Annotated in this window: 22 protein-coding genes; 8 read left to right on the top strand and 14 right to left on the bottom strand. The window is 57.7% G+C overall.

Going from position 1 to position 21,224, the window contains the following annotated elements; all coding sequences use genetic code 11:
- Window positions 1-42: 42 nt before the first annotated feature.
- The 4 genes from AABB92_RS16580 to dolP are packed head-to-tail and all read left to right on the top strand — an operon-like array spanning window position 43 to window position 3,651.
- Complete coding sequence (locus tag AABB92_RS16580) at window positions 43-2,109, top strand: penicillin-binding protein activator (RefSeq protein ID WP_046289266.1); 2,067 nt, start codon at window positions 43-45, stop codon at window positions 2,107-2,109.
- Window positions 2,067-2,462: a YraN family protein gene (locus tag AABB92_RS16575; RefSeq protein ID WP_031376378.1), complete on the top strand. Its 396-nt coding sequence runs from the start codon at window positions 2,067-2,069 to the stop codon at window positions 2,460-2,462. Before AABB92_RS16580 ends, AABB92_RS16575 begins: the two co-directional genes overlap by 43 nt.
- A 14-nt stretch (window positions 2,463-2,476) precedes the next feature.
- Window positions 2,477-3,064, top strand: coding sequence for a DnaA initiator-associating protein DiaA (gene diaA / locus AABB92_RS16570; protein WP_031376379.1), 588 nt, complete (start codon window positions 2,477-2,479; stop codon window positions 3,062-3,064).
- Between the two features lie 14 nt (window positions 3,065-3,078).
- Window positions 3,079-3,651 (top strand): division/outer membrane stress-associated lipid-binding lipoprotein, encoded by a 573-nt coding sequence (gene dolP, locus AABB92_RS16565; protein ID WP_031376380.1) that lies wholly within the window; start codon window positions 3,079-3,081, stop codon window positions 3,649-3,651.
- 53 nt (window positions 3,652-3,704) lie between these two features.
- Here the strand turns inward: dolP and AABB92_RS16560 are convergent, their stop codons facing one another.
- Window positions 3,705-4,409 (bottom strand): pirin family protein, encoded by a 705-nt coding sequence (locus AABB92_RS16560; protein ID WP_031376381.1) that lies wholly within the window; start codon window positions 4,407-4,409, stop codon window positions 3,705-3,707.
- Between the two features lie 129 nt (window positions 4,410-4,538).
- Here AABB92_RS16560 and AABB92_RS16555 point away from each other — a divergent pair, with 129 nt between their 5' ends.
- Complete coding sequence (locus tag AABB92_RS16555; RefSeq protein WP_031376382.1) at window positions 4,539-5,438, top strand: LysR family transcriptional regulator; 900 nt, start codon at window positions 4,539-4,541, stop codon at window positions 5,436-5,438.
- Between the two features lie 37 nt (window positions 5,439-5,475).
- Here AABB92_RS16555 and AABB92_RS16550 read toward each other — a convergent pair whose 3' ends face one another.
- The 11 genes from AABB92_RS16550 to pmbA all read right to left on the bottom strand — a co-directional run bounded on the left by AABB92_RS16550 (window position 5,476) and on the right by pmbA (window position 15,188).
- Window positions 5,476-7,386 carry a BglG family transcription antiterminator gene (locus AABB92_RS16550; protein WP_031376383.1) on the bottom strand — a complete coding sequence of 637 codons (1,911 nt, stop codon included), beginning with the start codon at window positions 7,384-7,386 and terminating at the stop codon, window positions 5,476-5,478.
- Between the two features lie 126 nt (window positions 7,387-7,512).
- Window positions 7,513-8,253, bottom strand: coding sequence for a 2-dehydro-3-deoxy-phosphogluconate aldolase (dagF, locus tag AABB92_RS16545; protein ID WP_031376384.1), 741 nt, complete (start codon window positions 8,251-8,253; stop codon window positions 7,513-7,515).
- A complete protein-coding gene (locus AABB92_RS16540; RefSeq protein ID WP_046289267.1) occupies window positions 8,250-9,371 on the bottom strand; it encodes a DgaE family pyridoxal phosphate-dependent ammonia lyase in 1,122 nt (373 codons plus the stop codon). Before AABB92_RS16540 ends, dagF begins: the two co-directional genes overlap by 4 nt.
- The gene (locus tag AABB92_RS16535) at window positions 9,355-10,485 is read right to left on the bottom strand and encodes an amidohydrolase/deacetylase family metallohydrolase (RefSeq protein WP_031376385.1); all 1,131 of its coding nucleotides are present in this window, start codon (window positions 10,483-10,485) and stop codon (window positions 9,355-9,357) included. The genes AABB92_RS16540 and AABB92_RS16535 overlap by 17 nt, the downstream gene beginning before the upstream one ends.
- 43 nt (window positions 10,486-10,528) lie before the next feature.
- On the bottom strand, window positions 10,529-11,170 hold the full coding sequence (locus tag AABB92_RS16530) for a DUF4310 family protein (RefSeq protein ID WP_031376386.1): 642 nt from the start codon (window positions 11,168-11,170) through the stop codon (window positions 10,529-10,531).
- 12 nt (window positions 11,171-11,182) lie between these two features.
- Complete coding sequence (locus AABB92_RS16525; RefSeq protein WP_031376387.1) at window positions 11,183-11,959, bottom strand: DUF4311 domain-containing protein; 777 nt, start codon at window positions 11,957-11,959, stop codon at window positions 11,183-11,185.
- A gap of 131 nt (window positions 11,960-12,090) precedes the next feature.
- Window positions 12,091-12,390: a DUF4312 family protein gene (locus tag AABB92_RS16520; RefSeq protein WP_031376388.1), complete on the bottom strand. Its 300-nt coding sequence runs from the start codon at window positions 12,388-12,390 to the stop codon at window positions 12,091-12,093.
- Between the two features lie 2 nt (window positions 12,391-12,392).
- Window positions 12,393-12,755: an SFCGS family glycine-rich protein gene (locus AABB92_RS16515; protein WP_089561919.1), complete on the bottom strand. Its 363-nt coding sequence runs from the start codon at window positions 12,753-12,755 to the stop codon at window positions 12,393-12,395.
- Between the two features lie 7 nt (window positions 12,756-12,762).
- Complete coding sequence (locus tag AABB92_RS16510; RefSeq protein WP_031376390.1) at window positions 12,763-13,098, bottom strand: glycine dehydrogenase; 336 nt, start codon at window positions 13,096-13,098, stop codon at window positions 12,763-12,765.
- A gap of 295 nt (window positions 13,099-13,393) precedes the next feature.
- Window positions 13,394-13,780 carry a cytochrome b562 gene (gene cybC, locus AABB92_RS16505; RefSeq protein ID WP_031376391.1) on the bottom strand — a complete coding sequence of 129 codons (387 nt, stop codon included), beginning with the start codon at window positions 13,778-13,780 and terminating at the stop codon, window positions 13,394-13,396.
- Window positions 13,781-13,847: 67 nt separating this feature from the next.
- Complete coding sequence (pmbA, locus tag AABB92_RS16500) at window positions 13,848-15,188, bottom strand: metalloprotease PmbA (protein ID WP_031376392.1); 1,341 nt, start codon at window positions 15,186-15,188, stop codon at window positions 13,848-13,850.
- Between the two features lie 114 nt (window positions 15,189-15,302).
- Here pmbA and yjgA point away from each other — a divergent pair, with 114 nt between their 5' ends.
- Window positions 15,303-15,845, top strand: a complete 543-nt coding sequence (yjgA, locus tag AABB92_RS16495) for a ribosome biogenesis factor YjgA (RefSeq protein ID WP_031376393.1) — start codon at window positions 15,303-15,305, stop codon at window positions 15,843-15,845.
- Between the two features lie 481 nt (window positions 15,846-16,326).
- On the opposite strand, the gene mpl is transcribed toward yjgA, so the two are convergent.
- A complete protein-coding gene (gene mpl, locus AABB92_RS16490) occupies window positions 16,327-17,679 on the bottom strand; it encodes a UDP-N-acetylmuramate:L-alanyl-gamma-D-glutamyl-meso-diaminopimelate ligase (protein ID WP_031376394.1) in 1,353 nt (450 codons plus the stop codon).
- A gap of 168 nt (window positions 17,680-17,847) precedes the next feature.
- On the opposite strand from mpl, the gene fbp reads away from it, so the two are divergent.
- The gene (gene fbp, locus AABB92_RS16485) at window positions 17,848-18,855 is read left to right on the top strand and encodes a class 1 fructose-bisphosphatase (protein WP_031376395.1); all 1,008 of its coding nucleotides are present in this window, start codon (window positions 17,848-17,850) and stop codon (window positions 18,853-18,855) included.
- A 220-nt stretch (window positions 18,856-19,075) separates the two neighbouring features.
- On the opposite strand, the gene AABB92_RS16480 is transcribed toward fbp, so the two are convergent.
- Window positions 19,076-20,635 (bottom strand): methyl-accepting chemotaxis protein, encoded by a 1,560-nt coding sequence (locus AABB92_RS16480; RefSeq protein ID WP_031376396.1) that lies wholly within the window; start codon window positions 20,633-20,635, stop codon window positions 19,076-19,078.
- 171 nt (window positions 20,636-20,806) lie between these two features.
- On the opposite strand from AABB92_RS16480, the gene AABB92_RS16475 reads away from it, so the two are divergent.
- A complete protein-coding gene (locus AABB92_RS16475; protein WP_031376397.1) occupies window positions 20,807-21,217 on the top strand; it encodes a lysozyme inhibitor LprI family protein in 411 nt (136 codons plus the stop codon).
- Window positions 21,218-21,224: the final 7 nt, after the last annotated feature.

Below are 21,224 nucleotides of genomic sequence, written 5' to 3'. Positions count from 1 at the left end.
TTTAATATTGAGCATCTTGAAAAAAACATCACTGGATACAGTATGCTTCCTTCAAAAGTCGTTCGTCGTAAAGCAGGACGCTTTCTGCCTGTCATTCTTGCCGGGCTGATTTTAGCCGCGTGTAGCGGTCAGGGGCCGCAAACCTCAACCGTCAATATTCAGGGGCCTGCTACCGCCAGCTCAGCCTATTATCTGCAACAAGCGCAGCAGAGCAGCGATGATAGCAAGACCGACTGGCAATTACTTGCAATCCGCGCCCTGTTGAAGGAAGGAAAGTATCCTGAGGCGACCCAGCAGCTCAGCCAGCTGCCGCAACAGCTTTCAGACACCCAGCAGCAGGAGCTATTGCTGTTGCAGGCGCAGTTGCAGCTGTCAAAACAGCAGGTCAAAGAGGCGCAGTCGCGTTTAGAGCAGGTGAAAACCAGCGCGCTGTCGCAGGATCAGCTGGCCCGCTATTACGGTTTGCAGATTGCTATCGCCCAGGGCCGCCCTTCGCTCTCGCTGCTGCGTACCTATATTGCGCAGGAGCCGCTGCTGAAAGGCCCGGATCATCAAAGTAATATTGACGCCACCTGGCAGGCACTGACGCAGATGCCACCGCAGGAAGTCAGTAATCTGGTGATCAACGCCGACGAAAATGTTTTGCAGGGCTGGCTGGATCTGCTCGCGGTCTGGCGTGCCAATACCCAGGATGCTGAGATGCTGAAGTCCGCCATTAAAGACTGGCAGACCCGTTATCCGCAGAACCCGGCAGCCAAAACCTTACCGACTCAGCTGAGTCAGATGCAGAACTACACTAAAGCCTCCACCAGCATCATTGCGCTGTTGCTGCCGCTGAACGGCCAGGCGCAGGTGTTCGCCAATGCGATTCAGAAAGGCTTTAATGACGCCAAAAATGGCGCACTGACGCCAGCGCCGCAGCCGGCGGCTGCCCAGCCCGCGACAGCGGATGCTACCGCCAGTGCACAGCCCGCCTCTGCTGATGCGGTCGTCAGTCCTTCTGCTGCGCCAATCAGCGCGCCGCAAGCGCAGCCTGCCGATGCGGCAACGCCACAGCCGGCCGCCGCACAGCCTGCTGCAACCCAACCCGCGGCGACGCAGCCAGCCGCCGCACAACCGGCCAGCAATGCGCAGATCAAAGTCTACGACACCAGCAGCCAGCCGATTCAGCAGGTGATGCAGCAGGCACAGCAGGATGGCGCCACCATCGTGGTTGGCCCACTGCTGAAGAGTGACGTTGAGCAGGTCGCTAACAGCCAGACGCCATTAAATGTGCTGGCGCTTAACGAGCCGGAAAAGATCCAGAACCATCCGAATATTTGTTACTTTGCGCTTTCTCCTGAAGACGAAGCGCGCGATGCCGCGCACCATATCTGGGATCAGGGCAAGCGTCAGCCGCTGTTGCTGGTGCCACGCAGTGGACTGGGCGATCGCGTGACTAACGCATTTACTCAGGAGTGGCAGACGCTGGGCGGCAGCACCGTGCTGCAGCAGCGCTTCGGTTCCACCGCTGAGCTGAAACAGGGCATCAACAGTGGCGCAGGCATCAGTTTATCCGGCACGCCGGTTAACGCCGCACCTGCCGAGCCGCAGGGCGTCTCGATTGCGGGCGTGAACATTCCGGCTCCGCAGCAGAGCACGCCAGACGTCGCCAGCCCCAGCGGTGACGGCGCGGTCGATGCGGTCTATATCGTCTCAACACAAGGCGAGCTGCAGCTGATTAAACCGATGATCACCATGCGTACTGGCAGCCGCAGCAACATCGCGCTGTATGCCAGTTCCCGCAGTGCCCAGGCGGGTGCCGGTGCCGACTTCCGGCTGGAGATGGATGGCCTGCAGTTCAGTGATATTCCGCTGCTCTCCGGCAACAATCCGGGTCTGATGCAGCAGGCGTCTAAGTCCTTTAACAATGACTATTCGCTGGTGCGTCTGTATGCGATGGGAATTGATGCCTGGACGCTGGCGAATCACTTTAACCAGATGCGTCAGTCACCGGGCTTTACGCTGGACGGCAATACCGGCAAGCTCAGCGCCGATGCGGATTGTGTGATCAACAGGAAGTTGACATGGAACCAGTATCGTCGGGGCGAAATCGCGCCGGCCAACTAAATCGCCGTCAGATTGGTGCCGGGCACGAACAGCGTGCCCGCCGCTATCTGGAGCAGGCAGGCCTTAAATGGGAAGCCAGCAATGTCCATTGTCGCGGCGGGGAACTTGACCTGATTATGCGCGACGGGCACTGTTGGGTGTTTGTCGAAGTTCGCTACCGGCGCGATGCGCGTTACGGTGGCGCCCTCGCCAGCGTGACCCGCGAGAAACAACATAAGCTGCTGCGTGCTGCCGCTCTCTGGCTGGCACAACGCGGCGGCAGTTTTGAAACAGTGAATTGCCGTTTCGACATCATCGCCATTACCGGCACGGCGCTCGAGTGGCTGCCGAATGCCTTTAATGCAGACGTTTAGAACCAGGTGGTCGTGTGCAGGACAGAATTAAAGCGTGTTTTACCGAAAGTATCCAAACCCAGATTGCCGCTGCAGAAGCGTTGCCCGATGCCATTTCCCGTGCGGCGATGACGCTGGTGCAGTCGTTACTGAACGGCAATAAAATCCTCAGCTGCGGCAATGGTGCCTCATCAGCCAATGCTCAGCACTTTGCCGCCAGCATGATCAACCGTTTCGAAACTGAGCGCCCCAGCCTGCCGGCGCTGGCGTTGAGTGCCGACAATGTGATGCTGACCGCGATTGGCAACGATCGTCTGCATGACGAGGTTTACGCCAAGCAGGTGCGGGCCCTCGGCCAGGCGGGCGACGTACTGCTGGCCATCTCCACGCGCGGTAATACCCGTGACATTGTTAAAGCCGTTGAGGCGGCAGTGACGCGCGATATGACTATCGTTGCGCTTACCGGGTATGATGGTGGCGAACTTGCCGGACTGCTGGGCCCACATGATGTGGAAATTCGCATCCCGTCGCACCGCAGTGCCCGTATTCAGGAGATGCACATGCTGACCCTCAACTGTTTATGCGATCTGATCGATAACACCCTGTTTCCACACCAGGAATGACCGAAGGAGCTCCAATGAAAGCATTGAACGCTGTAGCCATCCTGTTAACCGCAATGCTGCTGCAAGGCTGTGTTGCCGTGGTTGCCGGCAGCGCCGCTGTCGCCACCAAGACGGCCACCGATCCACGCACCGTCGGCACCCAGGTCGACGATGGCACGCTGGAATTACGTGTCTCTAACGCCTTAGCCAAAGATCAACAAATCAAAAGTGATGCCCGCGTTATCGCTACCGCTTATCAGGGCAAAGTCCTGCTGACCGGCCAGGCCCCTTCGCAGGAGATCGCCGACCGGGCTAAACAGATCACCATGGGCGTGGATGGCGCAACCGAGGTCTATAACGAAATTCGTATCGGCCAGAAAGTGACGCTGGGAACCTCCTCTTCGGATACCTGGATTACTACCAAAATCCGTTCGCAGCTGCTGGGCAGCGATCAGGTGAAATCATCCAATGTGAAAGTCACCACCGAAAATGGCGAAGTGTTCCTGTTGGGTCTGGTAACGCCGCAGGAAGCCCAGGCAGCGGCCGATGTGGCCAGCCGGGTAAGCGGCGTTAAGCACGTGACCACCGCGTTCACTATGCTGAAGTAAACCCTCAGACAGCAAAAAGGCGGCCATGGCCGCCTTTTTTTATGGCTGAATCATCAGACCGGGATATCAATAATTAACGCCCGGGTGGCCGTTTTCGCCGTCAGCCTGAGCTGCTGTTCTTCCTGCAAAAATGCCCCATCACCACAGCCGAGTTTTTCCTGATACTCGGTACCAGAGACAGCGTCCAGCGAGCCATGAATCGATTGCAGATAGGCGCGCGGACCGTGTAACTGCATCGAATGCTGTTCACCGGGTGCCAGTTCCACCTGATGAATCCACACCTGCTGGCGCAGTTGCAGACTGCCGTCCGCGCCGTCTGGCGAGGCCAGCAACTGGGTGGTTTGCCCTTCTGACAGCGCGATTTTCTGCATCCGTGGGTTTTCCCGCTCCGGACAGGCGGCCAGCCACAGTTGCATCCGCGTCAGCGGGCGCTCTTTACTCAGGTTGATCTCGCTGTAACTCACGCCCGGCTGAGCAGAGAGCAGCAGCGCTTCCCCTTCACGTACGGTGATGTGGTTGCCCTCGCTGTCGCGGTATTCCGCTTCACCCTGCAGCACGATGTTCAGCACATCGACCTGCGGATAGGTGCGCGGCTGAAAAGCAGCGCCCGGTGCCAGCACTTCCTGGTTGAGTACCCGTAGCGAGGCATAACCCATCAGTTTAGGATCAAAATAGTGGCCAAAAGAGAAACTGTAGCGCGCCTGCAACCAACCGAAATCGGCCTGACCACAAGCGGACGCACTGCGTGTTGTTATCATTGTTTACCTCCAGCATCCGGTAGCGAGGATCGGCCACGGACTTTATGCCCATATGGTAAAAGTCTGGACGCCGGATTGTTAGCCAGTTAATCTGCCTGGCATGTTCAAATTTCCTGACAGAGAACCGGGATGGCTAAAGAGCGTGCGTTAACCCTTGAATCTTTACGCGTTATGGATGCGATTGATCGACGCGGAAGTTTTGCAGCAGCCGCTGACGAGCTGGGCCGGGTGCCCTCCGCTCTCAGCTACACCATGCAAAAACTGGAAGAGGAGCTGGATGTGGTGCTGTTTGACCGTTCCGGCCACCGCACCAAGTTTACCAACGTGGGACGCATGCTGCTGGAGCGTGGCCGGGTGCTGCTGGAAGCGGCCGATAAGCTGACCACCGATGCGGAAGCACTGGCGCGCGGCTGGGAAACCCATCTGACCATCGTTACCGAAGCGCTGGTGCCGACCGAGGCGCTGTTTCCGCTGGTGACGCGGCTGGCTGACAAAGCCAATACCCAGTTTTCGCTGGTCACTGAAGTGCTGGCTGGCGCGTGGGAACGGCTGGAACAGGGACGGGCCGACATTGTGATTGCCCCCGATCTGCATTTCCGCGCTTCGACCGAGATCAACACCCGCAAGCTTTACACCATGATGAGTGTCTATGTCGCCAGCGCCGACCACCCGATTCATGACGAGCCCGAACCGCAGTCTGAAGTGACGCGCGTGAAATATCGCGGTATTGCAGTGGCGGATACGGCGCGTGAGCGCCCGGTTCTGACCGTACAGTTGCTGGATAAGCAACAGCGCCTGACCGTCAGCAGCATGGAAGACAAACGCCGGGCCTTGCTGGCCGGGCTGGGCGTCGCCACCATGCCCTATTCGCTGGTTGAGCAGGATATTGCCGAAGGCCGTCTGCGGGTGGTGAGTCCGGAATATACCCGTGAGGTGGATATTATTATGGCGTGGCGTCGTGACAGCATGGGTGAAGCCAAAGCCTGGTGCCTGCGCGAGATACCGCGCCTGCTGGCGAAAAAGAACTGACTCTCTCCCCGCGCTGCCGGGGAGCATCCCTTCACTCTTATAACCGGCTGAGACAGTCGATCGCCACCGCCTTAAAGCAGGCGAAGTCCGTACTGTCACGCAGCCGGCTCATCGCCCTTTCGCGCAGAAACGTCACGAACAGATCGTAGATCGCCATCGCTTCTTCATATTCACTTTTGCTGATTGCCAGCAGAAAAATCACGTAGGCGGTGTCGTCTCCCCAGGCAATGCCGTGCGGTGCCAGCACGGTATAGACCACGGTTTTCTTCGCCAGCAGCCCCAGCGAGTGCGGCAGCGCAATGCCTTCGCCCAGCATGGTGCTGACAATCGCTTCGCGCTCCTCTACCGACGGATAAAATGCTGAATCAACATACCCTTCCGCTTCCAGCTGGTCACAGAGTTGCCGAAACAGTTCAGACTGCGTCATCGGCCGGTCAACAATGTGAAAATGCTGAGCATCAAAAAATTTAGCCAACATGTAAGGCCGGGTGCGATCCACCAGTACCAGCTTGCCTATCTGCTCCAGCTGGAAACCGGTCGGGAACGGCGACATCACCACCACCGGCTTCTCTTTTTCGCTGAGGCGAATGGTTGAGATGACGAAATCCTCATCAATCCGGCTGCGCGCCTCATATTCCCGCTGCGACAATCGCGCCGTCACCTGCAGCTGCGGATACCTGCGTAGCAGCATCGCCTCGATCATGCGTAAGGTTGAATTACCACTGTCGCACACCAGCAGCACCTGCGGATGGCGCTGATAGCCGACATCATAATGCCGCTCCAGCCCGACGCCGATATGCAGCACCAGAAAGCCGATTTCGTTTTCGCTGATTACGTAAGGAGTATATTTGCCCCAGCTGGTTACCGCCGCCAGCGTGACGTCATAGGCCATCGGATAGTGCTGTTTGATGTTGCTCAGCAGCGGATTAGGAATGTGAATCTGATAGCGCACCCGGGTGATCATGGTTTTGATATGGGTGAGCAGATCGGCACGCAGCTGCTGGTCGTTTTGCAGGTTGAAGTTGTAATGGGTATTGATAAAACTCAGCAGATAATCGACCAGGGCGTCGGCATCATCGGCATTGATGGCGCTGGGGGCGATCGCCTGGATACGGCGCGCGGCGATATTCACCCGCAGCCAGTTCTCCTCAGCGGGCGAGATCGGTTTGCTTACCAGCGGCCGCATCAGGTTAATCAGCTGGTGCGCCGCTTCCCGCACCTCGTCGCCAATCTCTTCAGCGCCGGGATCGTTGAGCGGATAGCCCTCACTGATGCGCCGAACCGCCACGGCACAGTAGAGCCGCAGGTAACGTTCGCCTTCATCACTGATGCGGATGTTGTGTTGGGCAAAGCAGCTTTGCAACAGCGGACGCAGCGTATCGAGCATGCCGCTGTTTAACGCTTCGATCGTCAGCAGCGGGCTGTCCGGCTGCGCCTGATCGATCTCCCACAGCAGATCGGTCAGGCAGGTACGGATCGCCACTTCGCTGCCAAACAGCTTCATGCCGTAGTGCGGTTTGCTCTCGATCGTCAGGTGATAGCGACCCAGCCACTCCCGCACTTCCGCCATATCATTTTGTAACGTGGCGCGGCTGACGAACCACTCTTCCGCCAGCTCCTCAAGCTTGATCGAATAGGCCGCGGTGAGAAACCGGGTCAGTAAATAGCGCACACGATCCGGCGAAGTACGCGGCACCCGCAGCGGCGATGCGGTCTGCTGTTGCAGGTGCTGGAAACGCTGAGCATCCTCAATCTTCAACTGGTAACCTGCGCCGCGGTTCAGGATAAACTGCGCGCCGTGCTGCGCCAGCAGCGCATTCAGCGCGGTGATATCGGTGCGTACGGTGCGCGTCGACACGGCAAAACGCCGCGCCAGTTCATCCTGGGGCAGCGTTTCGTTTTGCAGGGCATCAAACAGTTGCGCAAGGCGCTGATTGGGAAATCTCACGATGGTTTACCTGTTGCTGCGGTTGGAAAAAAGCCGGGATTCAGCGGTCAGCCTACGGGGATCGTGGGGCAACGTCCATGTTGTCTGACGCCCACCCGGTTAGCGGCGGGCGTCTGGCAAAGATCCTCAGGCCAGCAGCTTTTTACAGATTGCCAGCAGTTGCTGCACATCTTCAATACGGGTTTCACCGCTGGCTTTATCAATGATCGAACTGTAGACGTGCGGGATCACTTTACTGACGCCCGCCTCCAGCGCGATACGAATGATCTGCTCAACGTTATCCAGATCAATACCACCGGTTGGCTCCAGCCAGAAATCCTGTCTGGCGCAGGCTTCCGCCACCGCACGATATTCATCAATCGTCTGCAGGCCGCCCATCGGGAAGTACTTCACCGAGCTGCCACCCATGTCCTGCAGCATGGCGATGGCGGTGCCGATCGGAACGATCGCGTCGTCGCTTTTTGCGCTGCGGGGTCCGGTGGAGATTTTTACCTTGCCCGGCGTGCCGGTGGGCGAGATCAGACCATTGACCACCGTCTGCGACTGACCCAGCAGCGCACGGCTGGTGGCGACGCCGGTGAACACCTGGTTCACATGCTGCGGTTGCAGTACGGCCGAGATCTCACTCACCATCTGCGACTGACCCGGATCGCCCGCTCCCAGGCCGACCGACAGCGCATTATCGATCAATGCGGCATATTCCCGCATATCAGCGATCGCTGCCTCATTACTGGCGTAGTTTTTTGACAGAACGCCGACCAGCACGTGTCCTTCCGCCGCCTGCCAGATGGCGCGTGCATTCTCTTTCGATCCTGCCAGCACGTTAAGGCACAGGCGATCCTGATAAAAATTAGGTGTCAGCGTCATGCGTTTTTCTCTCCGGTTAACAGCGCCTGAATACGGGCAAAAATGGTCTGCAACTGATCGGCGCTGACGCTACGCACGTCCGCCTCAATGATCCCTTCGTTAGCTTTGTAGCCACGAAAATAGATGGCGGTGTCACCCTTTTTCAGCGCCTGCACCAGATCGCCGGTACGCTGCTGGATCGTCGCCTCATCAAAGGCGATCTCGGCACGGGCGATATCCCGTCCCGCCGCATCCCACACTACCCGGGCAGTGACGCCTTTCAGTTGGTTAAGCTGGTTGATAAACGGCGTCATTTTTTCCACCATCTGCGCGCCGCTGATTTTCGGCTGCGTCAGATAGTTTTCAATGGCCTGCGTCAGGCCAAGAATGCCCTCTTTGCCGACTTTCATCGCACGGCCAATGCCGTTGGTCTGACGTTTCACCCACTCAACATAGTCATGACGGCCAATCACCAGCCCGCTGGTCGGGCCTTCGATCGCTTTTGCACCGCTGTAGATCACCAGATCCGCACCCGCCTGGTAATAACAGTGCAGATCTTCTTCTGCGGCCGCATCGACGATCAACGGTACGCCATGTTCACGCGCCACTGCCGCCGCCTGTGCCACGTCGAGGTGGCTTTTCTGCACGCAGTGATGCGATTTTACATAGAGGATCGCGGCAGTCTGTGGGGTGATCGCCGCTGCCAGCTGTGCTGGCGAACACTCATTGCTGTAGCCCGCTTCGACCAGCTGTCCGCCGCCCAGCGTCACCATGCTGCCGACCGGCGCACCGTAGTTAACGTTATGCCCTTTCGGTACCACAATCTGATGCGGCACGCTGAGCGGCGCCGCGTGCAGATTATCCAGCAGCCAGTGGTTATCTTTAACGATTACCGCCGCCACGCTCTGAGCGATGCCGGCTGAGGCGCAGGAAACCACCAGCGCATTCTCCACGCCAAGCAAACCGGCAATGTAGGCACCGGTCTTGTCCACCAGGTCCTTCATTTCGAAGTAGTGATCGAGTCCATATTTTACCGTATCGATCACATCAGAGGTCGGGGTTGAAACCCCAAGAATCGTCATACGGCCAGAGGCGTTAATCACCGGCTTCAGGCCATATTTTTCATATACCGAGCTCATTTGCTGCTCCTTCTTCTGTCGCGATCCACTGACCGGCGACCACTGCCGCCAGCGGGACCAGATGCTGCTCACCCGCCACCTGTTCACCTTCTGAATCGATAAACGGTCGGGTCTGTTGTTTGACGGTAAAAATGGTCAGGTCGGCGTCGTAACCTACCTCCAGCCGGCCTTTACGCGTCAGGCGCAGCGCGTCCGCCGCGTGGGCCGTGACGCAGTTAATCACCTGCGGCAGCGTCATGCCGACGCTGAAAAATTTCGACATCACGTGCGCCAGGTTGTGTACCGGACCCGCCAGCCGGTTGCGGCAATAGATGTCGGAGCTGATGGTGTCAGGCAGAATGCCCTGAGCGATGGCCACGCGGGCGACCTCAAAGCTGAAGCTGGCGCTGCCGTGGCCGACATCCAGCCTGACGCCACGAGCGATAGCCTGCTTTACCGCAGCCTTCAGTTCACCCTGCGGCGTCAGAATGCGGTTGGGTTTGCCGTTAAAACAGTGGGTAATGATGTCGCCTGAGGTCAGCAAATCGGCAATCTGCGCCAGATCGGGCGGATTGTTACCGATGTGAACCATCAGCGGCAGGCCGCCTGCTGCCTGCTGGATCGCTTTGGCTTTTACCAGCGGCTGAACACCGTTTTTGCCCACTACGCTGCTGCTGATGCGCGCCTTAAGGCCAACGATAAAATCGGGCAGTCGGGCCACCGCCTCTGCCACCGCCTGCTCATCAATCTGCGTCATGTCAGCCAGTTCGTTCTGGGTGACAATGCCGGTGCGGGCGATGTTGATCAGCGCATAAACCTGGGTCTGAGCCGTGCGCGTCAGCTGATAGAAATCATCAATGTGCTGCGCGCCGGTGCTGCCGGCATCCACCACGCTGGTGACGCCATGACTGACGCCGATTGCATCCGCCTCATCATGATAAATCGGGGATTTCGGGTAGCAGTGGACGTGGGAATCGATCCAGCCGGCGCTGAGGTAGCAGCGGCCAGCCAGATCGCGCTCGCTGTGCGCCTGGCCCTTTACCTCGCCGATGGCGGCGATTTTGCCGTCCTGCAAGGCAATATCCACCACCTGCTCATCGCTGAGGCGTGCACGGCGAATAATTAAGTCGAACATGGTGACTCCTTAGCGGCGGCCCGCTGCCGGACCGCCGGTGACATCAGAGCGCAATCGGGAAAATCGCACCAAGGATCATCGCACCGAGAATAGCGCCGCCGGTAATGGGCTTGTTCCACAGGTAGAACAGTAACGCGCCCAGCAGCGAACCGAGGCCGATCGGAATGGAGGCGGCCATCGCTGACAGAATGATCAACGGCCCAAGGAAGCGGCCCGAGGTGTTACCGGCCCCCATCATCACGTCGGCTCCGTAGGTGGAGTCGCTCTGATTGATGGTGAATTTACGCGCCAGAATAATCAGGTAGCCAATCGCCACACCGATGACCAGACCGGTGACCAGCGAGGCGGCAAAGTTCGCGACCGGGAAGATGATGCCGGCACCCAGCAACAGCGCCGGAACGCCCAGCCCGACGCCGGTCTGAATCGCGCCGCCGATATCGAGAATACCGACCAGCGATCCTTCAATAATGCGGGCGAACAGAAAGCTGGCACCGAATGCGGCGACCGCGCCGTAGACGCCGGTCTCCATGCCAGCACGCAGCATCGAGACAAACGCCACCTCGTTGAAAGCGCCAATGCCATACAGGTAGTACATGTGTGTCCCGGCAAACACGCCGGATGAGAGCAGGCCAACAAAGATCGGGAAAGACCAGTCGGCGTACCAGAAGCCTTTATTTTCGTTCATCAGCATCGCCTCTTATTTGCCGCTTACTGAGTTATGAATCATCTCGAGCCAGCCAGGAATGCCGAGCTGGAAGGACTGCAACAGCTTCATGTCGAAGCCGCGGAAGAAACCGCTGAGGACAAACAGCAACACGATGGCGGTCATCATCACTTTGGTGACCTTGTTCCAGCCGCTCTCTTCCACGCCTTTGCCGATCAAAATACCCAGCACCAGTCCCGGCACGGCGTTACCCATAATCAGCTGCGCCAGGCCGCCAAAAATGGTGGCCCAGAAGCCCGATTTGCGGCCCGCATCAATCGCCGCCAGCCAGAAGATCACCGGCATTACGGTATTGACCAGCAGGTTAGCCGCTGGCACCAGCACCTTCACCGCGGTGACCTGCAGCGCGGCCGGTACGGCTGAGGCAGTAGAGTTGAGGAAGGCCACCACGATCATGCCGATGATGCCACAGGCGATAGCCATTTTTTTCGGGTCGTGCAGCGTTTCGGCCACATTGCGGTTTTTGATCATCAGCGCCGCGGCGCCCCAGTTTGGAATGATGCGGTGATCCACATCCTGCGTGAACGAACCGGCTGCAACAGAAGATGCCCAGGCGTTAAAGAAGAAGCCAAGACCAAAGGAGAAGTGAGAGGCTGGATCGCCTTCGCACGAGTTGAGTTCGCCCAATGTACGAAAGGCGCCCATCCCCTGGGTGGTCGGCGCGTGAAACATCCGCGCAGCGCCGGCACCGACGCCGACACCCACCAGCCCGCCAATGATCAACGACTTAAACAAAATGATTAAAAACATGTTGTTGTACCTTTGTTGTCGTTTTTACCCATCACGCGTCAGCCGTCGCCTGGCCGTAGCCTTGACCGCCGCGAAGCTGCGGCCAGCGCGCCGTCGGGCAACCGGCTTTCTGACATGAAAGGGCACTGTTTTTAAGGTGTCACCGTGAACGTGACCTGTTCGGTGTCGAAAACGGTGACGCTGACGGTGATCTCCAGCTCTACGCTGTAGGTCCGCCGTTGGCGCGCCAAAAAGAAGAACAGAAATTTTTCGGTTTTGACGCTCTCCCGTGCGTTCAGCACCCGGACATCCTCGGGCTCTATCCGCAGCAGAATTTTTTGCGTCGCGCGCAGAACCTGGTTCTGTACGCGACTCAGGGCATCCGCAAAGGCTTTCGCTTTGCTGTCGCCTTTTCCCTCTACCGTCACCTGCGTAACGTATTGTTGTTTCATGATCAGCTGCCGTACTTCTTGTTCCAGGCCTGCACCAGCCGTTCGCCCAGCTCTTCTTTATCCATGAAACCGAAACCCAGTACGGTAGCGCCCTCGTTGATGGCAGTGACGCCTTCATCGATCGACCGCATCCCGTGTTTCGCCTTGTAGCCATATTTGTTCTGTGCGGTGATGGCGCCTGCGCCGCCGCTGCCGCAGAAGGAGATACCGAAATCGGCATTTTCCGCCTTCATCACGTCGCCAAGCTTCATGTCTGCCGCCACGCCGGGTACCACCACCGCGCGTCCACCGGCTTTCTCGATACCTGCCGCAACTTTCTGCCCTTTACCTAAACGATCGCCAATCACTACGGTTACCATGTTCACGTCCTCTTCAGTTGTTTGATCGGGCGACTTCGATATGCACCGAGAGCAGCCATGCTTCTTCGCGTGGCAGATTGCCAAACAGATCCACTACCTGCTGCGCCAGCTGCAGCGTTTCCGGCGGGATATCCTCAAACAGCTCGGCTTCCACTTCTGGCAGCGGCTCACCGCTCAGGGAGCGGGATGCCATCGCACCGACATGTGACACCAGCATCTGCTGCTGGACCGCATTCGGCACAATGCCGTGCTGCTGGTAGATCGTCGCAATCTGCGCCATTACCCTGTCTGCCAGCTGCTGCACTTTCTCCGGTGGCGCGTCTTGCACCGGAACGCCGTTATTGCTCACCTTGCTACTCCTGTTAGACCGGATAATTCGCGTTGAAAATAAATTACCCCTGATAGCGATCTCTGTGGAGACGCAACATTTCCAGCACCAAGCGGAAATCGAGGTGAAGAGCGTGCGCCAGATCGCAGGCTGCACGTTTAATGCGACTCAGCGCCCAGAATGCGTTAAATGTGTGTAATGTCATCAGAATGCGCGCAGGCTGCGCGGTGACGTTCAGCGAGGTGAGCGGTAAAACGGTGAGTAATAAGCAGAAGTGATGATAAAAATCGCCGGTCGGGGGTGACCGGCGCGGGCGTTAACGGAATTTCTTATGGTTAGCGTTGCGGATGTCGTCAAACTTCGCCGCTTCGCGTTTCGCACCGTCGACGTTATTGGCTTTTGCCAGCGTACTGACCACATCAATCTGCGCAATCAGCGAGTCGATACCGGCGTGAAAATCTTTAACCTGTGCGCTGTCAGCCGGCTGGCCTTCCAGCTTGTCCGGCGTACCCTTACGCGCATCCTGCGCCGCGGCACGCATTTTGGTCAGCGCCTGCTGCATCTCCTGCGCATCGTCGGTTTTCTTGACGATCTTCAGGTTGGCATTCAGCGTATCCATATCCTGTTCCAGATCGGCCGCATAGAGGCTGACGCTGGAGAACAACAGAGAAGCAGACAACATTGCAATCACATGCTTACGCATCGCTCTTTCCTTTCTTATTGTGATGAAAAAAAAGCAGCCATCAGGCTGCTTTCAGAATCCATCTTTCTTATTGTCCCGCTATCTTCATTTCAGGCAGTAACACCGAACCGCACTGGATGTTGCTGCGGGTTTCGATGTCATCACCGACGGTCACCATGTTGCGCCACATCTCTCGCAGATTGCCGGCGATGGTGATCTCACTGACGGGATACTGAATTTCGCCATTCTCGACCCAGAAACCGGCCGCACCACGCGAGTAATCGCCGGTAATGGCGCTGACGCCCTGCCCCATCAGTTCGGTGACCACTAAGCCGGTCCCCATCTGCTTCAGCAGGTCGTCAAAGCTGTGGCCCTGACCGGCGATGCGCCAGTTATGGATGCCACCGGCATGGCCGGTGCTGGTCAGGCCAAGTTTTCGGGCGGAGTAGCTGGTCATTAACCAGGTTTGCAGCACGCCATCTTTAATGATGTCGCGCGCCTGGGTCCGCACGCCTTCGCTGTCGAACGGCGTCGACGCCAGACCTTTCAGCAGGTGCGGCTGTTCGTTAATCGTCAGCCACTCTGGCAGGATCTGCTGTCCCATTGAATCGAGCAGGAAGGTCGATTTGCGGTAGACGCTGCTACCGCTGATCGCCCCGACCAGATGGCCGAACAGACCGGTTGCCACTTCAGCGGCAAAAATCACCGGCGCCTTCATGGTGGAAAGCTTACGCGGTGCCAGACGCGACAGCGTGCGACGCGCACATTCCGCGCCCACCCACTCCGGGCTCTGCAAATCTTCAAATGCGCGGCCAATGGTGTAAGCGTAATCGCGCTCCATGTTGCCATCCTGCTCGGCAATCACGCTGCTGGAGAGCGAGTGACGGCTGGAGCAATAGCTCTGCAACATGCCGTGGCTGTTACCAAAGACTTTGATACCGACGTGGCTGTTGAAGCTGCCGCCTTCGGTATTGATGATGCGTTTGTCTGCCCGCAACGCCGCCTGTTCCGCCTGTGCCGCCAGCTCAATCGCGCGATCGGCATCGATCTCCCACGGATGGTAGAGATCCAGATCGGGCGCGTCGTACGCCAGCAGGTCAGCATCCGCCGGACCGGCAAACGGATCGGGCGAGGTATAACGCGCAATATCGATTGCCGCCTGCACGGTGCGTTTAATCGCGTCCGGGCTGAGATCGGTCGACGAGGCGCTGCCTTTACGATTCTGATGATAAACGGTGATGCCAAGCGCGCCGTCGCTGTTGAATTCGACGTTTTCCACTTCACCGTAGCGGGTGCTGACGCCGATGCCAGTGGTTTTACTGACCGCCACTTCCGCGCTGTCAGTGCTTGCTTTAGCCAGTTCGAGCGCCTGCGCAATCGCCTGCTCTAACACTTTTCGCTGTTCTGCAACCTGAGTAGATACGTTCATCGACCTGCCGTCTAATCTTATGTATGTATGATTTGAGTCTATCAGAGTCAGAGAACAATTTCGCAGTCACCCGATAAACTGGTAGGATTAGCCTCTTTTTTTGGGAGTCCACTAATGACCAAACAGCCCGATGAGTGGCTCGACGATGTGCCAGATAATCATGAAGAAGAAGATGAAGAGATTATCTGGGTCAGTAAGAGCGAAATAAAGCGCGACGCTGAAGAGCTGAAACGCCTGGGTGCCGAACTGGTCGACCTGGGCAAAAATGCCCTTGATAAGATCCCGCTGGATGAGCGCCTGCGTGCCGAAATCGAACTCGCGCAGCGTATTAAGAAAGAGGGTCGCCGTCGCCAGTTGCAGCTGATTGGTAAAATCATGCGCAGCATGGACGTCGAGCCAATCCGCCAGGCGCTGGATAAGCTGAAGAACCGCCACAACCAGCAGGTTGCGCTGTTCCATAAGCTGGAGATGTTGCGTGACCGCCTGATTGAACAGGGCGATGACGCCATGACGGATGTGATCGCCCTTTATCCTCAGGCCGATCGTCAGCAACTGCGCAGCATGATCCGCAATGCGCAGAAAGAGAAAGCGGGCAACAAGCCGCCGAAATCTGCGCGACAGATCTTCCAGTATCTGCGCGAGCTGGCCGAAAGCTAAGCGATGTCGGGGCGGGCAGTTTGCCCGCCTGCAGGCAGCGTTACGCGACCCGATGCCGCTGTGCCATCACAGCCGGCGTTTACCGGCAGCGGCCGGACATCCGCGATTATCCCCAATCCTCTGCCGCAGTCCGACGCGCGCTTCCAGACCCCAGGATGCACGGCCATTCTCTGCATGCTCAGGCTACGGGTGAGTAAACGGTCGGGCATTGTCTTTGTCGGTCCGCTTATTTATCCCGCTCCGGCGCGCTTTCAGGCAGTTCGCTGCCGATCATTCTCACGACAGACGCCACATCACGCGCATTTGCTTCAGCTCAGGAGGCTATTCACCGCGCGCGGCGATAAGTTTCTGTTGCTGTACGGTGAAACGTTAAGGATGCCGTGGCGTGTGAAGTCAGGAGCGGTGAAGTCTGGCGGGAAATAAAATGCGGGCCGGTGTCAGGTTAAGGTAAAAAAAAGCGCCCCGGCGGGCGCTTGTTCTGTTAAGCCAGTTTATCGAGCAGCTTCTGATGAATGCCGCCGAATCCGCCGTTGCTCATCACCAGAATCGAATCACCCGGCTGCGCCGCTTTGGTAATCATCGAGACCAGCGTATCGATATCCGCGGTGGTGTGCGCCGGCTGCATACAGGCGTCAGCCACGTCTGAAACCTGCCACGGGATGTGGTGCGGCTGGAACAGGAAAACTTCGTCAGCACGCGCCAGCGACGGTGCCAGTTCGTTTTTATTCACGCCCATTTTCATGGTGTTCGATCGTGGCTCCAGCACCGCCAGAATTCGTGCCGTTCCGCCCACTTTGCTACGCAGCGCAGCCAGAGTCGCCAGAATCGCGGTCGGGTGATGCGCGAAATCGTCATACACTTTGATGCCGTTGACCTCGCCGCGCAGCTCCAGCCGGCGACGCGCGTTGATGAAGCTGTTCAGCGCCTGGCCGGCATCTTCCGGCTTCACGCCGACATGCCGAGCTGCGGCGATCGCCATCAGTCCGTTGTGCATGTTGTGCTCACCGACCAGCGCCCAGTTCACCTCGCCCACTCTGGCGCCATCAAGCCACACTTCCCAGTGCGACGCATCCGCCGTGAGTTTTTTCGCCTGCCAGCGGCCGTGTTCGCCGATACTCTCCTGCTCGCTCCAGCAGCCCATCGCCATCACCTGCCTGAGGTTGTGATCGTTTTCGGGCAGCAGGATCTTACCCTGCCCCGGCACGATCCGGATCAGATGATGGAACTGCTTCTGGATCGCCCGCAGATCGTCAAAAATATCCGCATGATCGAATTCAAGGTTATTGAGGATCAGCGTGCGCGGGCAGTAATGGACAAACTTGGATCGCTTATCAAAAAACGCGCAATCGTACTCATCCGCTTCGATCACGAAGAATGGACTTTTTCCTAATTTTGCCGAGACGTCGAAGTTTCCTGGCACACCACCAATAATGAAGCCTGGTTCCAGCCCGCAGGCCTCCAGAATCCACGCTGCCATGCCGGCTGTGGTGGTTTTGCCGTGGGTTCCCGCCACGGCCAGTACCCAGCGATCGCGTAGCACGAAGTCGTGCAGCCACTGCGGGCCAGAGAGGTAAGGAATGTTGCGTTCCAGAACGGCTTCCACACAAGGATTGCCACGCGTCATCGCATTACCGATGATCACTAAGTCCGGTGCCGGGTCGAGCTGGCTTGCGTCATAACCTTCTGTCAATTCAATGCCTTGCTGCTCAAGCAGCGTGCTCATTGGCGGGTAAACGTTGGCGTCCGAACCGGTCACCTGATGGCCAAGCGAACGGGCCAGCATCGCCAGACCGCCCATAAACGTGCCACAAATCCCAAGGATGTGAATGCGCATAACGAGATCCATTACTCAAAAGTTCGGCGCACAGTGTAACGCTGCTCGCAGACGGAAGAAACGGATTAGGACTATGGTTTTTGAAGTTCAATCGGCTAAACTGCGTACGCATACGTTGGCAGACTGTTACGCATGCTGCCACTCCATCGAAGATTCAGGGAATGTGTTATGAAAACGTTAGGCGAATTTATCGTCGAGAAGCAACACGACTTTCCGCACGCCACAGGTGAACTGACGGCGCTGATTTCAGCCATCAAGCTGGGTGCCAAAATTATCCACCGCGACATTAACAAAGCCGGTTTAGTGGATATTCTCGGTGCCAGTGGGGTTGAGAATGTTCAGGGTGAGCAGCAGATGAAATTGGATCTGTTCGCCAACGAAAAACTGAAAGCGGCATTGAAAGCCCGTGGCATCGTCGCCGGTATCGCGTCTGAAGAAGAGGACGAGTTCGTTATCTTTGAAGGTGAGGAAAACGGTAAGTACGTGGTGTTGATGGATCCGCTGGATGGGTCGTCGAACATCGACGTTAACGTTTCTGTCGGTACTATCTTTTCTATCTATCGCCGCGTCAGTGAGCCGGGTACGCCGGTTGTCGAAGCTGACTTTATGCAGCCGGGCAACAAGCAGGTCGCTGCCGGTTACGTGGTGTACGGTTCGTCAACCATGATGGTCTACACCACCGGCGCAGGCGTGCATGCGTTCACCTACGATCCGTCGCTGGGCGTCTTCTGCCTGAGCCACGAGCGCATGACCTACCCGGAAACCGGTTATACCTATTCGATTAACGAAGGTAACTACATTCGTTTCCCGCAGGGCGTGAAGAAATACCTGAAGTTCTGTCAGGAAGAGGATATTGCTACGCACCGTCCTTACACTTCCCGCTATATCGGATCGCTGGTCGCCGATTTCCACCGTAACCTGCTGAAGGGCGGCATCTATCTCTACCCAAGCACCGCCAGCCATCCGCAAGGTAAGCTGCGTCTGCTGTATGAGTGCAACCCGATGGCATTCCTCGCGGAGCAGGCAGGCGGTAAGGCCAGCGATGGTCAGAAACGTATTCTGGATATCCCGCCGGTCACGCTGCATCAGCGCTGCCCGTTTTACTGCGGTAACGAGGCGATGGTCAACGACGTTGAGCGTTTCCTGGGCGAATTCCCGGATTGCCGCCAGGGCTAATCTGGCGACAATCAAAGGGCGCGAATATCGCGCCCTGACGTTATTAAACAGGCCCTGGCTCAGGGAGCAAACGTCCTCCGCAAAGACGCAAAAATGCCATCCGTGGCTGCTCAGCGTGTGCCATCCGTGGCCCGCGATGCTTTGCTACTGATGAGTGCTCCCATCACATTGAGTTGGTCTGCTGTCTGAGGGCGCGAATATCGCGCCCTTTTTTTTGCTTTCAGGCCGGCTGCAAGCGGAACTGCGCCATGGTCGCCTGTAGCTGACCGGACTGGGCCTCCAGCGACTGGGTCGCCGCAGTTGCCTGCTCCACCAGCGCGGCGTTCTGCTGTGCGGCTTCATCCATCTGCGTTACTGCCAGGTTGACCTGCTCAATGCCGCGGCTCTGCTCGTCAGAGGCCATCGAGATCTCTTTCATCAGCGCGGTGACGCGCATCACCTCACCTGAAATTTCATCCATGGTTTCCCCGGCACGCGTCGCCATCTCGCTGCCCTCTTTGACCCGTGTCTGCGAATCCCCGATCAGCGTACGGATCTCTTTGGCGGCGTTGGCGCTGCGCTGCGCCAGGGTGCGCACTTCATTGGCAACCACCGCGAAGCCGCGGCCCTGCTCACCGGCGCGCGCCGCTTCAACCGCTGCATTAAGCGCCAGGATATTGGTCTGGAAGGCGATACCGTCGATTACGCTGAGAATGTCACCGATGCGATTGGCGCTGTCGGTGATCTCATGCATTTTCTCCATCACGTAGCACACCACTTCGGCGCCGCGATCGGCGGTATCTGACACCGCATTCGCCAGCTGATGTGCCTGCTGCGCGTTACTGGCATTGAGCCGCACCGTTGCGGTTAACTGCTCCATGCTGGCTGCAGTCTGCTCCAGCGAGGCTGCGGACTCTTCGGTGCGCTGCGACAGATTGACGTTGCCCGCGGCCAGTTCACGGCTGCCGATGTCGATTTGCAGGCTGGCTTCCCGCACCTGGCTGACCGAGGCGCGCAACGCCTGCTGCATCTCTGCCAGCGCATGGTTGAGCCGTCCCAGTTCATTGTTACCGGCTGCCGGCAGGGTTTGTGATAAGTCCCCGGCGGCAACCTGCTCGAGATGCACAATGGCGTTGTTAAGCGGCTGAAGTAGCATCCGGCGCAGCAGCTGCCAGGCGAGCACCAGCAACAGCAGCGTCAGCACCACAGCAACGGCGATCAGAACTTTCATTTTGGTTTCGTTATAGGCCGCCTGAGCCAGCTGCGCGGCGGTTACCTGATTGGCGTACTGGCCGAAATCATCCACCGCTTTGCTGTAGCGGGCAGCCAGTGAGGCCAGGTTGCCCTCCAGCAGCTGGTAATATTCGTCGGTATATTGCTTATCCAGCGCGCTCATCATTGGCCGGATGCCCTGCTCAAGATAGGCTTTGTAGCTGCCTGCCACCGCATCCGCCAGCTTTTTGCCGTGTGCCGTGACCGTGCCCGCATCAATAAAACGCTTCAGGTTCTGCTGTGATGTCAGCACATCGGCCTGTGCCAGCTTAGTGACGCCGGCCCCCTCTTCCAGCAAACCAATTTCAATTTTTCTCACCGCCAGCGCCGCGTTGGCGCGGGCGCGCATTAAATCCGCGTTGCTCTGATACAGGCTGTTCAGCTCAACTCCCTGAATGCGATTAATCACATCCAGCGACCGGTTCCCTTTGTTAATTGCCACGATACCCATAAAACTCACCGCCAACAGCAGCAGTGTCATAAATGCCAGCAATGCCAGCAACCCCGTGCGAAGTGATAACTGTTTCATCTTGATAGTTTCCGTGTATGAGAAAAGGCGAAATTTCCAGCGGCCCTAAAACGGAACAGGTATCGGCCATCACTCCGCTAAACTTTAACCTTAATGAATGGTTATCGACTTGATCATCACGGAGACATCTATCAAGCTGGACGCCGCTTATCAGTTACCCGGGGAAGAATAATGAAAACAGGATGGCTTCTGGCCCTGCTGTTGGCCAGCGACGTGGCAATGGCGCAGGATCGGCCGGCGGATGCCGCTCTGGCGCACTGCCTGAACGGCGCATCGACCACCCTTGCGATGAATCAGTGTTATGCCGCAGCCAGTAAAGCCTGGGATCAGGAGATGAATAATCAGTATGGCAAACTGATGAACCGGTTAACCGGCGAGCCTAAAAACAGCTTGCGTCAGGCCCAGCGTGCCTGGCTCAGCTACCGCGACAGCTGGCTGGCGGCCAGCCGCAGTCAGCTCAGCGCGCAGGGCACGCTCGGCAGCGTGGCGCTGAGTGCGCAGAGCGTCAGCCTGGTGCGTAACCAGGCGCTGATGTTGCAATCGCTGAGCACCGGCAGCTGCGCTAATCCGGATGATTGTTGATTACCAC

The sequence above is a fragment of the Pantoea brenneri genome, from assembly GCF_038594305.1.
GTDB lineage: Bacteria > Pseudomonadota > Gammaproteobacteria > Enterobacterales > Enterobacteriaceae > Pantoea > Pantoea brenneri.
The sequence above is the reverse complement of the archived record's forward strand: the minus strand, read 5'-3'. Positions and strand labels throughout refer to the sequence as shown.

Coding starts and splice junctions, on each gene's coding strand:
- AABB92_RS16480 (WP_031376396.1), bottom strand. CDS start 20,635: ATGAAACAGTTATCACTTCGCACGGGGTTGCTGGCATTGCTGGCATTT.
- AABB92_RS16530 (WP_031376386.1), bottom strand. CDS start 11,170: ATGAACGAAAATAAAGGCTTCTGGTACGCCGACTGGTCTTTCCCGATC.
- AABB92_RS16520 (WP_031376388.1), bottom strand. CDS start 12,390: ATGAAACAACAATACGTTACGCAGGTGACGGTAGAGGGAAAAGGCGAC.
- AABB92_RS16575 (WP_031376378.1), top strand. CDS start 2,067: ATGGAACCAGTATCGTCGGGGCGAAATCGCGCCGGCCAACTAAATCGC.
- cybC (WP_031376391.1), bottom strand. CDS start 13,780: ATGCGTAAGCATGTGATTGCAATGTTGTCTGCTTCTCTGTTGTTCTCC.
- AABB92_RS16525 (WP_031376387.1), bottom strand. CDS start 11,959: ATGTTTTTAATCATTTTGTTTAAGTCGTTGATCATTGGCGGGCTGGTG.
- AABB92_RS16475 (WP_031376397.1), top strand. CDS start 20,807: ATGAAAACAGGATGGCTTCTGGCCCTGCTGTTGGCCAGCGACGTGGCA.
- dolP (WP_031376380.1), top strand. CDS start 3,079: ATGAAAGCATTGAACGCTGTAGCCATCCTGTTAACCGCAATGCTGCTG.
- dagF (WP_031376384.1), bottom strand. CDS start 8,253: ATGACGCTGACACCTAATTTTTATCAGGATCGCCTGTGCCTTAACGTG.
- AABB92_RS16555 (WP_031376382.1), top strand. CDS start 4,539: ATGGCTAAAGAGCGTGCGTTAACCCTTGAATCTTTACGCGTTATGGAT.
- pmbA (WP_031376392.1), bottom strand. CDS start 15,188: ATGAACGTATCTACTCAGGTTGCAGAACAGCGAAAAGTGTTAGAGCAG.
- mpl (WP_031376394.1), bottom strand. CDS start 17,679: ATGCGCATTCACATCCTTGGGATTTGTGGCACGTTTATGGGCGGTCTG.
- AABB92_RS16535 (WP_031376385.1), bottom strand. CDS start 10,485: ATGTTCGACTTAATTATTCGCCGTGCACGCCTCAGCGATGAGCAGGTG.
- fbp (WP_031376395.1), top strand. CDS start 17,848: ATGAAAACGTTAGGCGAATTTATCGTCGAGAAGCAACACGACTTTCCG.
- AABB92_RS16580 (WP_046289266.1), top strand. CDS start 43: ATGCTTCCTTCAAAAGTCGTTCGTCGTAAAGCAGGACGCTTTCTGCCT.
- yjgA (WP_031376393.1), top strand. CDS start 15,303: ATGACCAAACAGCCCGATGAGTGGCTCGACGATGTGCCAGATAATCAT.
- AABB92_RS16540 (WP_046289267.1), bottom strand. CDS start 9,371: ATGAGCTCGGTATATGAAAAATATGGCCTGAAGCCGGTGATTAACGCC.
- AABB92_RS16560 (WP_031376381.1), bottom strand. CDS start 4,409: ATGATAACAACACGCAGTGCGTCCGCTTGTGGTCAGGCCGATTTCGGT.